This window comes from Myxococcales bacterium (assembly GCA_016706225.1).
Classification (GTDB): domain Bacteria; phylum Myxococcota_A; class Polyangia; order Polyangiales; family Polyangiaceae; genus JADJKB01.
This window is the reverse complement of record JADJKB010000002.1, coordinates 288059-302809: the sequence shown is the minus strand read 5'-3', so window position 1 is coordinate 302809 and position 14751 is coordinate 288059. Positions and strand designations below refer to the sequence as shown.

The 14751-nt window shown below is 68.3% G+C and carries 13 protein-coding genes; 7 read left to right on the top strand and 6 right to left on the bottom strand.

Going from position 1 to position 14751, the window contains the following annotated elements:
* Positions 1 to 6: 6 nt before the first annotated feature.
* The 5 genes from IPI67_01485 to ugpC form a co-directional block, all read right to left on the bottom strand.
* Positions 7 to 612 (bottom strand): thymidine kinase, encoded by a 606-nt coding sequence (locus IPI67_01485; protein MBK7578852.1) that lies wholly within the window; start codon positions 610 to 612, stop codon positions 7 to 9.
* A 66-nt stretch (positions 613 to 678) separates the two neighbouring features.
* Positions 679 to 1527: an ABC transporter permease subunit gene (locus IPI67_01480; GenBank protein MBK7578851.1), complete on the bottom strand. Its 849-nt coding sequence runs from the start codon at positions 1525 to 1527 to the stop codon at positions 679 to 681.
* Positions 1524 to 3686, bottom strand: a complete 2163-nt coding sequence (locus IPI67_01475) for an extracellular solute-binding protein (GenBank protein ID MBK7578850.1) — start codon at positions 3684 to 3686, stop codon at positions 1524 to 1526. The genes IPI67_01480 and IPI67_01475 overlap by 4 nt, the downstream gene beginning before the upstream one ends.
* Entirely contained in the window at positions 3683 to 4480 is a 798-nt protein-coding gene (locus IPI67_01470; GenBank protein MBK7578849.1) for an SDR family oxidoreductase, read from the bottom strand. The genes IPI67_01475 and IPI67_01470 overlap by 4 nt, the downstream gene beginning before the upstream one ends.
* Before the next feature lie 3 nt (positions 4481 to 4483).
* The gene (gene ugpC / locus IPI67_01465; GenBank protein ID MBK7578848.1) at positions 4484 to 5587 is read right to left on the bottom strand and encodes a sn-glycerol-3-phosphate ABC transporter ATP-binding protein UgpC; all 1104 of its coding nucleotides are present in this window, start codon (positions 5585 to 5587) and stop codon (positions 4484 to 4486) included.
* A gap of 79 nt (positions 5588 to 5666) precedes the next feature.
* Between ugpC and IPI67_01460 the strand changes: the two genes are divergently transcribed.
* Complete coding sequence (locus tag IPI67_01460; protein MBK7578847.1) at positions 5667 to 6428, top strand: glutathione S-transferase; 762 nt, start codon at positions 5667 to 5669, stop codon at positions 6426 to 6428.
* Positions 6429 to 6484: 56 nt separating this feature from the next.
* Here the strand turns inward: IPI67_01460 and aroC are convergent, their stop codons facing one another.
* Complete coding sequence (aroC, locus tag IPI67_01455) at positions 6485 to 7591, bottom strand: chorismate synthase (protein ID MBK7578846.1); 1107 nt, start codon at positions 7589 to 7591, stop codon at positions 6485 to 6487.
* A 52-nt stretch (positions 7592 to 7643) separates the two neighbouring features.
* On the opposite strand from aroC, the gene IPI67_01450 reads away from it, so the two are divergent.
* The 6 genes from IPI67_01450 to IPI67_01425 all read left to right on the top strand — a co-directional run bounded on the left by IPI67_01450 (position 7644) and on the right by IPI67_01425 (position 14583).
* The gene (locus tag IPI67_01450) at positions 7644 to 8807 is read left to right on the top strand and encodes an acyl-CoA dehydrogenase (GenBank protein MBK7578845.1); all 1164 of its coding nucleotides are present in this window, start codon (positions 7644 to 7646) and stop codon (positions 8805 to 8807) included.
* 217 nt (positions 8808 to 9024) lie between these two features.
* The gene (locus tag IPI67_01445) at positions 9025 to 9750 is read left to right on the top strand and encodes a hypothetical protein (protein ID MBK7578844.1); all 726 of its coding nucleotides are present in this window, start codon (positions 9025 to 9027) and stop codon (positions 9748 to 9750) included.
* Between the two features lie 53 nt (positions 9751 to 9803).
* On the top strand, positions 9804 to 11516 hold the full coding sequence (locus IPI67_01440; protein ID MBK7578843.1) for a hypothetical protein: 1713 nt from the start codon (positions 9804 to 9806) through the stop codon (positions 11514 to 11516).
* Positions 11517 to 12226: 710 nt separating this feature from the next.
* Entirely contained in the window at positions 12227 to 12502 is a 276-nt protein-coding gene (locus IPI67_01435; protein ID MBK7578842.1) for a hypothetical protein, read from the top strand.
* 105 nt (positions 12503 to 12607) lie between these two features.
* Positions 12608 to 13897 carry a hypothetical protein gene (locus tag IPI67_01430; protein ID MBK7578841.1) on the top strand — a complete coding sequence of 430 codons (1290 nt, stop codon included), beginning with the start codon at positions 12608 to 12610 and terminating at the stop codon, positions 13895 to 13897.
* A 239-nt stretch (positions 13898 to 14136) separates the two neighbouring features.
* Positions 14137 to 14583 carry a PIN domain-containing protein gene (locus IPI67_01425; protein MBK7578840.1) on the top strand — a complete coding sequence of 149 codons (447 nt, stop codon included), beginning with the start codon at positions 14137 to 14139 and terminating at the stop codon, positions 14581 to 14583.
* The last annotated feature ends 168 nt before the right edge of the window (positions 14584 to 14751 follow it).

Below are 14751 nucleotides of genomic sequence, written 5' to 3'. Positions count from 1 at the left end.
CGCGGCTCAGGCTTCGTTCGGTGCACCGTCGAAGAGCTCCGTCTGCGATGGCGCCGATAGCGTCGGGTCGAAACAACGCCGACAGCGCGCTTCGTAGGACTCGGTTCCACCCACGACCACGGTGGCGTCACGCCGCACCAGACGTTGTGAACGATCCGCGGGGTTGCCACAGCGCATGCAGATCGCGAGGTTCTTGGTCACGTACTCGGCCACCGCCATCAAGTGCGGCATCGGCTCGAAGGGGCGCCCGAGATAGTCCTGATCGAGCCCCGCCACGACGACCCTCTTGCCCTCGTTGGCGAGCCGCTCGGCCACCGCCACCACGGGCGCTCCGAAGAACTGCGCCTCGTCGATGCCCACCACGTCCACGTCCTCGGTGTGTTCGAGCATCTCGTTGGCATCATCGATCGCGACCGCGGTGAGCTCCTGCTTGGAGTGGCTCACGACGCTGTCGGGTGCGTAGCGCGCGTCGATCCGCGGTTTGAAGATCTTCACGCGCTGTTTGGCGTAGCGCGCGCGGTTCAGGCGCCGGATCAACTCCTCGGTCTTGCCGCTGAACATGCAGCCGGTGATGACCTCGATCCAGCCCGTGTCCTGAGGGATATGATGCATGTCTCGCTCCCGGGTCAAACCCTGCCGAGATGCGACGTCAAGCGACGAACGTCGGCCTGCTGGTGGTCAACCCTTCACGCCACCGGCGGTCAACCCCGACACCAGGTTTCGCTGCACGACGTAGAACAACAACATCACGGGCAGGCTCACCAGAATGGAGCCCGCGGCGAACGTGCCCCAGGCCGCGTCGTGCTCACCCACGTAGCGCTGCAGCACCACCGGCAAGGTCAACGCCTCTTCGCGTCCCAGGATCGTCGCCGCCAGAATGAACTCGTTGTAAGCGCTCATGAAGGCGAACAACCCGGTGACGGCGATGGCCGGGCGGGCGGCGGGCAGCACCACCCGCAGAAAAGCCCCGAGCCGGGTTGCCCCGTCGACCATGGCGGCTTCTTCCAGATCCTTCGGGATCGAGTCGAAGGCGCCGCGCAGCTGAAAGATCGCAAAAGGCACGCTGGTCGTGGCGTAACAGACCACCAGCCCGGTGCGGGTATCGAGCAAGTGCAGGTACTCGAGGACCATGTAGAGCGGCACCGCGCTCGCCACCATCGGGAACATCTGCGTGGCCAGCAGCACGCGCACTCCCGATTCCTTGCCGGCAAAAGAGAAGCGCGAGAGCGCGTACGCCGCGGGCAGCGCAATGGCGATGCCGACCAGCGCCGTGGCAAGGCTGACGATGAGCGAGCTCGCGGCCTGCGAGAACACGTGTGGACTACCGGCGAAGGCCGCCACGTGCTCGAGGGTGAGCTGGCGCGGGATGGGCAACAGCCGGCGTTCCGGTGCACTGCCGGCCGAAAACGCCGTGGAGACCACCCACAGCACCGGATACAGCGCAAACACCACCGCGGCCAGGATCGCGAGGTGAGAACCCACACTCTCGACGACGCTGACACGCCGCTCGCTGCTGGGGGTGCTCATGTGGCCGCCCTCCGAGCCCCGACACCCGACATCAGCTTCGACGCGATGGCCAGGAGCAAGAAGATCAGGACCGCGTAGGCCGCAGCGTAGCCGTACTGCGCCTGCCGCGTGAACGCCCAGCGGTAGGCCTCGGACACGAGGATGTCCGTCGTGCCGTCCGGCTCACCACCGGACACCAGGAACACGACGTTGAACATGTTGAAGGTCCAGATCGCGCCCAAGAGGACCGCCGGCAACATCGTGGGCACGACCATCGGCACGGTGACGCGCCACAAACGCTGCCAGCGTGTTGCGCCATCCACTTCGGCCGCCTCGAGCACTTCCTTCGGCACCGAGGTCAGCGCGCCAAGGGTGACCACCATCATGAACGGGAAGCCGAGCCAGACGTTGGTGGCGAGGTTCGCAGAGAACGCGGTCGAGAAGCGCGCCCACCACGAGAATGGCTCGACCCCCATTGCCTCGAGCAACGCGCTGACCGCGCCGAACTGGCGGCTGAACATGCCCTTCCACGCCAGGGCAGTGACGTACGAGGGCACGGCCCACGGCAAGATCAAGAGCACTCGGTAGAGCGGCTTGAGCCTCAGGCTCGGGCGCGACAGAAGTAGGCCGAGAGCGAAACCGATGCCGACGTGCAGCGCGAGGTTGGCCACCGTCCACAACACGGTGACCAGGAGCACCAGGTAGAACGAGCCGCTCGACAAGAGCGGTCCGCCCCGCGCGGTCAGGATCTCGATGAAGTTTGCGAGTCCCACGTAGTGCATCTCACCCGGCCGCCCCGCAAACAGCGCCGTGCCCGCGCCGACCGCGATGGGCAGGATGACCAGCGCGCCAGTCGCGATCACCGCGTGCGCCACCCATTTGTAAGCCGGCATCGAGCGTCGGATCTCGGGCCACAGCTCAACCTGGCGCGAGCGCTGGAAGACGCCGTAGGCCGCAAACAACAGGCCCAGGCCCAGGAGCACGAGCAGCGTGCTGGGTGATTTGCGCGGGGGTGGGGGGCGCACGACGTCGTCGAACCGGCGGGAAGCTTCTGCCAGAGCGGCCTCGGCGCTTACGCTGCCCGACAAGGTCTTCTTCAGAGCGCGCTCGGCGGGCTCCCAGGTAGTACGCATGCGCGGCGACGAGGGCATCGGGACGGAGAGCTCGGCCTGAGCCGCAAAGGCGGCCAGGAAGGCGTCTCCCCGCGCGCTCGGCGGCAACGTCGTACGGGCCACCACCTGCCGCCCGACGCGCGCACGAATGTCCGCGCCCGCCTCGCCTGCGATGAACGAGAGCAGGCGCAACGCTCCCGGGTTCGTGCGCCCGCGCGGCGTGAGTGACGCCGCTTCTACGGTGAGAAAGGGCGCGAGCGGCGCGCCCGCTGCTTCGACTCGGGGCAGTGGCACGACGCGGTATTCGAGCCCGCCGGACAGATCACTCGCGAACCACGGCCCGCTGATGGCCGTCGCGGCTTTGCCGGTCTTGAACAGCTCGCCGACCACGGCGCCCGACGCCTCGTCCGGAACTGCGCCTTCGCGCATCAAACGTTGGACGAACTCGAGCGAGCGCACGCCCGCTGGGCTGTCAAAACCGAACTTCTCGTCGGGCGCGAGCTGCGCGCCACCGAAGGCATGCAGAAACGCCGCGTGAAAGTACATGTTCCGCGTCTCGTACGCGAGCGGCACCACATCTTTGGGGAGCGTGGCCCGGAGCGCTGCGATGCCCTCGATCGTCGTCGGAACGTTGGGCACCAGCTTCGGGTTCACGTACAGCGCGAGGCACTTGAGCGCGAGGGGCAGCCCCCGCAGCCCGCCGTTCGTCGCGAGCGCCTCGAGCGCCCGCGCCGGATACTGTCCGCTCCCCGCCAGCTCCCGCCCGATCGGCGCGACCACCCCTCGCTCTTCGAGATCACCGATGCGCTCGTGGGAGTCGATGAACAGATGCGGGCCGTGTCCGCGCGGCACGGCGGCGGTCAGCTTCGAGGCGTATGCGTCGTGCGGCACTTGCAGCGCCTCGACGTGAATGCCGGTCGTGCGTTCGAACTCCGCGAGCACCTGATCGAGCGCGGCCTTCTCGTCGCCTCGATAGGCGTGCCAGACGGCGAGGGGCTCCTCCGCGCGCCCACTTCGGGCAACGAGCAAGGCGCAGGCAAACAGCGCAAACAGTAGCGCGCGCTTCATTTCGCCCGACCGGTGCGCTTCATTGCTGCTGCAACGGCGCTCGTGAGGAGCCCTCGCGGCGCCAGCTTGCTGAACAGGGTCTGCGCGCGATTCACCGCGCCCGGCACACACACCGCGTCGCCGTCCGCGTACGCGGAAAGCGCCTGGGATGCGGTCTCGCTGGCGCTCAGCGCGGCAATGCGCTCCATGCCCGGCTCGATGCCGGCGGCCGCCTGGAATCCGGTCGGCACGGGTCCCGGGCAGAGCGCGGTGACATGCACGCCCTGGCCTTCCACCTCTTTCGCCAGCGCGGCCGAGAAGCTCAGCACGAAGGCCTTGGTCGCGGCGTAGGTCGCCATGTAGGGCATTGGCTGGAACGCGGCGGTCGAGGCCACGTTCAGCACACCCCCGCGCCTGCGAGCCAGCATGCCGGGCAGAAAGTGGCGAGCGAGCACCACGACCGCTTCGCAGTTGAGCCGCACCATCTCGGCGAGTTTCTCGGGGTCGGCCCGGGTCAGTGCGCCGGCGTCCCCGAAGCCCGCGTTGTTGATCAGGTGATCGATGTCGATGCCGAGCGCGTCGACGTCGGCGCACAGCTCCAGCGCGCCGCGTGGACGAGCGAGATCCGCCACGACCACGCGCGCCTTCACGGAGTATTGCTGGCTCAGCTCTTGCGCCAGCGCCTCGAGTTTGTCCTGCGAGCGTGCGGTCAGCACCAGGCTTGCGCCGCGCTCCGCCAGCTGTCGCGCGAGCTCCAGCCCGATACCGGAAGATGCGCCGGTGACCAGCGCGGTGGTCTTGCGAAACGGAAACATGCCTCAGCTCTCCTGGCTCCAGAGCGCACGCCCGGTCTCGCCGTCGAAAACGTGGACGTGCTCGGCCTCGATGCCCAGCAAGAGCTCGACGCCGCGCGCCGGCCGCGAAGCCCCGGGCAGGCGCGCGACGAAGGCTGCGCCCGCGACCTTGCAGTGCGCAAACGACTCGCTGCCCAGCGCCTCGAGCACCTCGACCTCCGCGCGGATCTCGCCGACGGATGCGCCCTCGAGAGCTTCGACTTGCGCCACGTCGTGGGGGCGCACTCCGAGGGTGACCGGGCCGGGTCGCGGAGCCGCGCCGAGCGCGCTCGGTGGCGGCTCGATGCTCACGCCCGCGGCGGAGAGCTGCCATTTCTCGCCGTTCTTCTGCAGCTCGGCGTCGATGAAGTTCATGGCGGGACTGCCCAGGAACGCCGCCACGAAACGCGTGGCCGGCCGCGCGTACACCTCGAGCGGCGGACCCGACTGTTCGACGCAGCCCTTGTTGAGCACGAAGATCTGGTCGGCCAGGGTCATGGCTTCGACCTGATCGTGAGTGACGTAGACACTCGTTGCACCGATCCGATCGTGGAGCTTTCGGATCTCGACGCGGACCTGAGCTCTGAGCGCGGCGTCGAGGTTCGACAGCGGCTCGTCGAACAGAAAGACCTCCGCGCGCCGCACGATCGCCCGCCCCATCGCAACCCGCTGGCGTTGCCCGCCAGAGAGCTGTCTCGGGAAGCGCTGCAGCAGCTGCCCGAGCCCAAGCATGTCCGCCGCCTCGTCGACGCGCTTCTGGATCTCGTCCTTGGGGGTCTTGCGGAGCTCGAGCCCGAACGCCAGGTTCTGACGCACGGTGAGGTGCGGGTAGAGCGCGTACGACTGGAACACCATCGCGATGTCGCGCTCGCGCGGCGGGAGGCGGGTCACATCGCGACCGCCAAAAAGAATGCTGCCTTGGTCCACCTCTTCGAGCCCGGCGATCAGTCGAAGCAGCGTGGACTTGCCACAACCCGATGGGCCAACGAGCACGGCGAAGCCGCCGTCTTCCACGTCGATGTCCACGCCGGACAGCACGCGTGTCTGCCCGAACTGCTTCTCCACGCCGCGAATCGTCACGGAGGCCACGGACCGCGGACGATAGTGGAAATCCTCCCTCGCGAGGAGCTTGCCGGCGCCGAAGTGCGGGGCTACTGGCGCTGTGAGGATGCCCGCCTATCGACTGATCACGCTCGGCCCCAGTCACTACTGCGAAAAAGCCCGCTGGGCCCTGGGTCGCTCGCGTGTGCCGTTCGAAGAGGAGCCCCAGGCGCCGCTCTTGCACATGCTGGCGGCACGCAAGAGTGGCGGCAGCCGGAGTGTGCCCGTGCTGGTGACCGACAGCGGCACGCTCGGGGATTCAACTGACATCCTGGAGCTGTGTGACCGCCACACGAGCGGGGCGCTGTACGGGAGCGGGGAGCAGCGACGTCAGGCTCTGGAGCTGGAAGATCACTTCGACACCAAGCTCGGCCCGCACACTCGGCGCGTGATCTACTTTCACATCCTGGATGACGACGCGCTGATGAAGGCGCTGTTCACCCCCGGAATCACCAGGGCCCAGCAGCTGGCCTTCTCCGGCGCGCTGCCGGCCATCCGCGGCATGATGCGGCGCGGAATGAAGGTCGACTCCGAGGGTGCGCGCCGCTCGCGCGAGCGTGTTCGCGCCGTGTTCAGCGAAGTGGACGCACGCATGGCGGACGGACGGCGGTTCTTGACCGGCGATCAGTTCACGGCTGCAGATCTGACCTTTGCTGCGCTGGCAGCTCCGGTGCTCTTGCCGCCGGAGTACGGCTGGCCGCTGCCGACCGAGGATCAAGCGTCCGGCGCGCTGCGCTCCGAGGTCCGACACTTTCGCGACTCGGCCGCGGGTCAGCTCGCGCTGCGCATCTATCGAGAAGAGCGCGCGCACGTGCTGCCCATTGGTTGACGCAGCGCGGACGCGCGGGCTCGGACGTCGTGGGTTGGCAAGAGGGCGCTCGTTCGTCAGGCGCGCCCGCTCGCGCGCTGCCGGAGCCAGTGATCTGCCAGCACGATGGCCACCATCGCCTCGGCAACGGGCACGAAGCGCGGCAGCAAACACGGGTCGTGGCGGCCGCCAGTGCGAATGGTCGTGGGTTCGCCCGCCCGGGTCACCGTGTCCTGCTCGCGCGGCAAGCTGCTCGTGGGTTTGACGGCCGCGCGCAGCACGATGGGCATGCCACTCGAAATTCCGCCCAGCATGCCGCCGTGGTGGTTGCCCCGCGTCGCGATGCGGCCACCCTCCGCGACGAACGCGTCGTTGTGTTCGCTGCCACGGAGCGAGGCCGCCGCAAATCCCGACCCGTACTCGACCCCGACGACGGCAGGGATCGAGAACAGCGCCTTGGCGAGCTCGGCCTTGAGCTTGTCGAACACCGGCTCACCGAGGCCCGGCGGCACGCCCGTCGCGACGATCTCGGCGATGCCACCGACGGAGTCCTGCTGCTTACGCACGCTCTCGATCAGCGTGACCATGCGTGCGGCGGCCGCCGGGTCCGGGCAACGCACGATGTTCGGCGAGCCGTCCGGTAGTTGTTCCACGTCGCTGCGGACCAGACTCGCCGGCTCTGCAATCGTTGCGACCTCGTCTCCGATCCGGACCACGTACGCGAGCACCTGCCCGCCGAACGCCTCCGCGATCAGCTTCCTCGCCACCGCACCGGCCGCGACCCGCGCAACGGTCTCGCGCGCGCTGGCCCGACCCCCGCCTCGGTAGTCTCGCAGGCCGTACTTCGCGTCGTAGGTGTAGTCGGCGTGGCCCGGGCGATACTTGTCGGCAATCGCCGCGTAATCCTGGCTTTTTTGATCCTGGTTCCGGATCAGGATCGCGAGCGCGGTGCCCGTGGTCTTGCCGTCGAACACGCCCGACAAGATCTCGGGCTCGTCGGCCTCCGCGCGTTGCGTCGTCACGTGACTCTGCCCGGGCCGACGGCGCGCGAGATCTGCGCAGAGGTCGTCGACCGAGAGCGCCATGCCCGGCGGACAGCCGTCGATGATCACCACGTTGGCGGGGCCGTGCGACTCACCCGCGGTGGTGACCCGGAAGCACTCTCCAAAGCTATTGCCAGCCACTGACGTGCAGCATAGGTCAAAAAGCGAAACCCTGTGCTAGATGGAGCGCGCCATGACCCAATCCGCCCTCACCGCCTTGACCGAAGAAGAGCGCATGTTCAAGGACGCCGTGCTCGCGTTTGCGCGCGAGCAGGTGGCCCCCAAGGTCCATGAGATGGACCGAGCCGGCGCCGTCGACAAGTCCCTCGTCGCGGGCCTGTTCGAGCTCGGGGTGATGGCGGTCGAGGTGCCGAGTGAATACGGCGGCGCCGAGAGCTCGTTCTTCAACGCCGTGCTCGCGGTCGAGGCCCTGGCCGAGGTCGACCCGAGCATCTCGGTGTTCGTCGACGTACAGAACACGCTGGTCAACAACTGCATCCTGCGCTGGGCCAACGCCGAACAGAAGAAGCGCTACCTACCCAAGCTGGCGAGTGAGTGGGTCGGCTCGTACGCCTTGAGCGAGGCCGGCTCCGGCTCCGACGCCTTCGCGCTCAAGACCCGCGCCGAGAAACGCGGCGACAAGTGGCTGCTGAACGGGCGCAAGCTCTGGATCACGAACGGCGCCGAGAGCTCGCTCTTCATCGTGTTCGCGAACACGGACTTCGCCAAGGGCTACAAGGGCATCACGGCGTTCCTGGTCGAGAAGGGCCAGGCCGGTTTCTCCGTCGGCAAGAAGGAAGACAAACTCGGCATCCGCGCCTCGAGCACCACGGAGCTCATCCTCGAGGACTGCGAGGTCGCAGCCGAGAACGTGCTGGGTGAGGTCGGCGTCGGGTACAAGATCGCGATCGAGACGCTGAACGAGGGCCGCATCGGCATCGGCGCTCAGATGCTCGGACTGGCCGAGGGCGCCTTCGACCACGCGCTGAAGTACAGCGTGGAGCGCAAGCAGTTCGGCAAATCAATCGCCGAGTTCCAGGGCATGGAGTTTCAGTACGCGCAGATGGCGACGGAGATCGAGGCGGCCAAGCTCATGGTCTACAACGCGGCGCGCCTGAAGGACGCCGGCCAGCCCTTCGTGAAGGAGGCTGCCATGGCCAAGCTGTTCTCGTCCCAGGTCGCCGAGCGCACCGCCAGCCTCGCCATCGAGCTGATGGGCGGCGTGGGTTTCACCAAAGAGTACCCAGTCGAGAAGCTCTTCCGCGACTCCAAGATCGGCAAGATCTACGAAGGCACGAGCAACATGCAGCTGGCGACGATCGCGAAGATCGTGCGCTCGGCGTACGCTGGCGGGTGAGGGCGCTCTCAGCCGCGGATTGCAGGGGTTACCTTGCTCTCGACATCACCGCCGTCACCTGCCATCAGGGCCGTGTTACGCTCACATCGTTCGCAAGAACCTCACGAAGGGGGTCACGGCGGTGGAAGCACTGTGGCGCGTCTTTGGGATCTGCGGGGTCGGTGCGCTCGTCGCGGGAGTGGCGGGAGCGTGCGCGGCATCCGATAAGAGAGATGATGTGCGAGGCGACGACGCCGGCAGGGCCACCGGGCAGCTTCACGTCACGGCAGCGGAGTCCGCAGCGGCCCGGGCCGTGGTGACGTCGATCCAGCAACGCTTCCGGGTGGCGGATCGCGCGGGCGTGCCGGCGGGGGCGCCCAGAGGTCTTGCCCCTGCCGGCGGGCACCAGTTGCGGCCCGCGCCGGTGTTGGGGGAGGCGGAGGCCGAGTCCTTTCGGAGCGAGGGTGCGCGGCTGCGTCCGCGGATCGGGGAGGCGGCGCTCGCGAGGGTGGTGCGCCCGGCGCAGGTGAGCTTGCCGGAGAGGGCAAGCGGCGCGTTCACGGTGGCGGACGAGAGCACGAGCATGTCTATGCGGGTGTCCCTCGTCGGCGCGCTCGACGCGCCCGCGGAGGTCGCTGGGGGCTTCGTCGTGTATCGCGGCGGCGGCCCCGACGGCACGCATCTGGTGCACCGAGCGACGGCGGTGGGGACAGAAGACTTCGTGGTGCTCGAGCAGGCACCGGCGGAGCCGTCGGTCCGCTACGAGGTAGCACTGAGCGAACAGGTGGCGGGCCTGCGCCTCGTCGCCGGCTGCGTGCAGCTCTTGGACGCGGGCGGCGCACCACGCCTGCGCATGGCGCCACCGTACCTGGTCGATGCTGCTGGCACGCGCCACGAGGCATCCGTCGCGCTCGAAGGCTGCGCCTTCGACGCCACCCCTCCGCGCCCTGGGGCCGCTCGGTGACGCCACCCGGCGCCCGAAAGTGCAGCGTGCACATCGCCTGGAAAAGCGATGCCGTGAGCTATCCCGCGCTGCTCGATCCATCGTGGACGACCACCGGGAGCATGGCCACGGTGCGCTACGACCACACGGCGAGCGTGCTGGGCGACGGCCGCGTACTGGTGACCGGGGGCATGAGCGGGAGCAAGTGGGTGTCGAGCTCGGAGCTGTACGACTCCGCGACCGGCGCTTGGGCGACTACCGGGAGCCTGGCGATCGGGCGGCGAGAGCACACGGCGAGCGTGCTCGCGAACGGCCACGTCCTGGCGGTCGGAGGGTGGGGCGCGTTCTTCGGCGAGCAGCTGTCGAGCTCGGAGCTGTACGACCCGGCAACGGGCGTCTGGACGAGCGCCGCGAATCTCGTGACGGCTCGCTGGGACCACCGAGCGGGCGTGCTCGCGGATGGCCGCGTTCTGGTCGTTGGGGGAACCAATTCGAGCGGGGGCGGGAAGACACTGGCGAGCGCGGAGCTCTACAACGGCGGCTGGGCGACCACCGGCAGCATGGCAACCCCGCGCGACTGGCACACGGTGACCGTGTTGGGCGACGGCCGCGTCCTAGTCGCCGGGGGTTCCGACCTGGGCGCCGTGTCGAGCGCGGAGCTGTACAACCCTGCGACGGGTAGCTGGACGACCACCGGCAGCATGGCGAGCGCGCGGTATCTGCACACGGCGAGCGTGCTGGGGGACGGTCGCGTCCTGATCGCAGGCGGCTTCGCCGGGAGCAGCAGCGTGTCGAGTACGGAGCTGTACGACCCGGCGACGGGTGGCTGGGCGACCACCGGAAGCCTGGCGACGGCACGAAGCGTCCACACAGCGAGTGTGCTTGGGGACGGCCGGGTCCTGGTTGCCGGGGGCACCGGTCCGAACCTCGGCAAGTATCTGTCGAGCGCGGAGCTGTACAACCCTGCGTCGGGCAGTTGGACGCCCACCGCGAGCCTGGTGGCGGCAAACGCGTGGCACACGGCGAGCGTGCTGGGGGACGGTCGCGTCCTGGTTGCCGGGAGCTCTCTTCCGAACGCGGAGCTGTACGACCTCGGCGCCCCGCTCGGAACGCAGTGCAGCCAGGGCTCCAAGTGCGCGAGTGACCACTGCGTCGATGGAGTCTGCTGCAAGACCGCCTGCGGTGGCGGGCTGACCGGCGACTGCGCTGCTTGCAGTGTGAGCGCCGGGAGCAGCACCGACGGGAACTGCGAGCCGCTGACGGACGGCAGCGGTTGCGACGATGGGCTCTTCTGCAATGGCACCGAGACGTGCACGGCAAGCGTGTGCGGCAGCAGCACCGGCGATCCTTGTCCGCTCGATCCCACGAACAGCGACTGCACCGAGGCCTGCAACGAGACGGCGAAGAGCTGCTCGGGCTGGAATCCCAATGGTAGTGCCTGCAAAGACGGCACGTGCCAGCAAGGCAATTGCGAGCTACCGAGCAGTGGCGGCACCGGGGGCGTCGGAGGCACTGGTGGCAGCGGCGGTACTCCGGGCGGTACCGGAGGCGGTACTCCGGGTGGCACCGGGGGCAGCGGCGGTGCCACGGGCGGCACCGGTGGCGGTGTCACGGGCGGCACGGGCGGAGGTCGAACGGCGGCTCCGTCGGACGAGGGTGGATGTGGTTGCCGCGCGGCGGGTGGGACTGGTGGAGCTGGCTCGGGGTGGCTCGCGCTCCTTGGGCTGGGTGTCTTGTTTGGGCGGCGTTGGCGCATCGCCCCGTCCGGCCACCGCCACGGCGCGTAGGGGGAATGAACTGCCGAAACCCACTCTCTGGGCGGTGCCCTCGGGCCGAGGCCGTGCTCTGGCAGCAGGCGCGTGATCTGCGCACGCGTGTTCGCGACCTCGGCCCAGCGAGCGAGTGAGTGGGCCTCCGAGACATCGCACCTCCTCCCCGCAGCGCGGCCGGGCTTTACCCACTGACAGCGCAGGCGTCGTGACAGCCGCCTCGAGCCTCGCGCTGCGGCGTTTCGGTCTTACGGAAGGTGCAATCAGCTCGGAAGCTCACGACGCCGTCTTCGAAAGCGAGCGGACACAGGTCACAGAGAGCGTCGGCCATCCCGTCGCAAGAGCGCCACGAACTCGGAGCGAGGCGTCTCCCCCATGCGCGCGGCGCGCGCCATCGGCGAGGCGCCGTGGGTCTTGGATGGACTTCAACCGGCGCGCGCTGCCGCATGAGGGGGAGACCGCCGAGCGCAGCGAGGCGAGTGGGGGCAACCCCAATGCAGCTGGCGACGATCGCGAAGATCGTTCGGTCGGCGTATGTGAGCGGGTGAGGGCTCACTCGAACATCAGGGGCCGCTCCCGCATGGGCTCTGCCGCGCCAGCGGCTCACGGCAAGTCCTTGCAGCATCGCACGCCTCGATCTGCCTCCGGCCCGTTGGAGCCGGTTCCGTACTGAGCACAGCTCATCAGCTCCTTTTCCGGCGCGCTTCTTTGCGGCCGACCGCGTGCCCATGGGTGGGCGCACCCAGGCGACGAGCCCGAGCGTGACGGCGAGCATCTCGCTGGCGGATCCCGACCACAGCGGCCCGTACAACGTGCGCCTGTTCCATGGCACCCAGGGCGGCAAAGTCGAGGTCGTCACCGAGCTCACCGGCGTCTCGGTCGGCTGGCACGCGCTGAGCTTGGAGCTGGCTCAGCCCGGCGAGCACTTCTTCTACGTCGAGGTGCTCGAGCTCGACGCGAACCGCGCCGCCTGGTCCGCGCCCATCTGGATCGAGAGGATCTGACGCTGCCCCGGGCTGGGTGACTCAGATCACGGCCGATTCCGTGTGCGGCGCCGGCGTTCCGCGCTGGAATTGACGCGGGGCCGACGAGCGGCCGTAGTGTGGTCAATGTCGAAGCTGATCTCGCGTGCGGTGGCCATCAGTGTCGTTCTCAGCGTGACCGTCGCCGGTTGCGGCAAGCGCGGGCCGTTCACTGCGCCACTTTCCATCAAGCTGGAGGCGAACGCGGCGAAGGCCACGATCGGACCTGAAGGCGGGTCGATCCAGGTCAAGAGTGCGACAGGGACCAGCTACGTCTTGCAGGTCCCTCCAGGTGCGCTCATCCGACCGGTCGAGATCACCGCCACACCCGTCGCGTCGTTCGACAGGGCGGGCTCCGCCCGTCAAGGGGTGGTGTTCAAGCCCAGCCGCCTCCAGTTCCTCGCGCCGGCCACGCTGACCATGACGCCGAGCAAGCCGATCCCGGTGCCACGCCAGCTCGTGTTCACGTTCAACGACGATGGCTCGGAGCTGTGGGCGGCGGAGCCGATGCCGAAGACCGGCGACATCGCCGTGGTCGTCCAGCACTTCAGCGGCTTCGGGTTCGCCGACCTGGGTGACAAGGCCCGCGAGGTGTACGTGCACTGGAAGACCTCGCGCGCCGAGACGCGGATCCAGAACGAGGTCGGGGAGGCCTTGGCGGCGGAAAAGAGACGGCAGCTGCTCGGAGACGAGAGCGGATCGGGAGCTGCCGCGCGGGCGTTGAGCGAAGGATTGGACCAGTACGAGAAGGACGTGGTGAACCCGCGCATCGCGGCGGCCGGCACGTCGTGCGCAGCAGCAACGGAAGCCGCGGCGACGGGGCTCGCACTGGCGCGACAGCGTGCGTTGCTGGGCATGAAAGACAAAGACACGACCGTTCCGCTCGTGCAACTGATCCAGCTGCCGTTCGGTCCGTGCGAGAAGGAGGCCATCGCGGCGTGCAAGGCGGCGAAGGACCCGGGCATCCTGATCAAGCACTGGCTGGGTGCGGACAAGGTCATGGCGGTGCTGGGCGGTGCCCAGCCGTACGCTACCGACGGCATGCTGGAGCGAGCGCAGGCCATCTGCGATCCGCAGGCCTACCAGGTCGTCGGCGGGCTCCAGGACTGGAAGGTCAACCAGAAGGTCTGCAACATCCAGGGACCGTTCGTGCTGTCCACCGGCGTGGGCACCATGAAGCTCTCGGGGGGAATGTCGGGCACGTACAGCTTCGGTGGCGTCTTTGCGTCCCAGTATACCGGCAAATACACGATCACGTTCCCCGACGGGCCGCGCAAGCCGGGCAAGATGGTTGGAAGTGGGGGAGGTTCGATAGCAGGCCAGAAGGGCGCCGGAACCGAGACCTACACGTTGACGCCGATCGGCCCGGCTTGCTGATTGAGCCCCGGTGACGGCCGCAGCGCTGCGGCAGGCGCGCGGAAACTCTCGCGTGAGCGCAAGACCTCGCTTCGCGCGCTCTTGCTCGAGGGCCTCAGCGAAATACTCCGACGCGAGCGGCCGAGGGCCGACCGGTACCGAATGAAGGACTGTTCGTTCGGTGGCGGGGGCCTCGTCGAGGGGCTCGACTGGATCGACAGCGATAGGCTGCGCGACCTGACATACGAAGGGCGCGGCGCGTGATCTCCGTCGACACCAACATCCTGGTGTACTCGCACCGAAGCGACTCCCCGTTCCACGATCGCGCCGTGCAGGTGGTGCGCCAGTTGGTCGAGGGTGGAACGCGCTGGGCGTTGCCCTGGCCGTGTATCCACGAGTTCGTGGCCAACGTCACCAACGCTCGGATCTACAAGGCACCTACACCGCTCGATCTCGCGCTCGAGCAAGCCAGTCAGTGGCTGGGCTCGCCCGCCGTCCGACTACTCTCCGAAGAGGAGGGATACTGGGATGCCCTGGCAGCTCTGCTCCACTCATCCCAGGTCAGCGGGGCCAAGGTCCACGACGCACGCATTGCTGCGCTGTGCATCGCGCACGGAGTCGCGGAGCTCTGGACCGCCGACCGTGACTTCAACCGCTTCGCCGCGCTGAGAACAGCGAACCCTCTCGTCGAGGGTTCCGAGCACTGATGGCGCTTCACAGGGTTCGCTCGAGCTCGGCGCCCGTCGCGGATCACCAGCGTCTACGCCGCCAGGTCGCCCAGGCGTTGGGTGTGGCCATGAGCGCGCCCCAGCGCAAGGCTCGGCGGAAGACACGAAGAAGGCCCTGGATAGCTTCGACTTCGTGCTGCCGTTCGC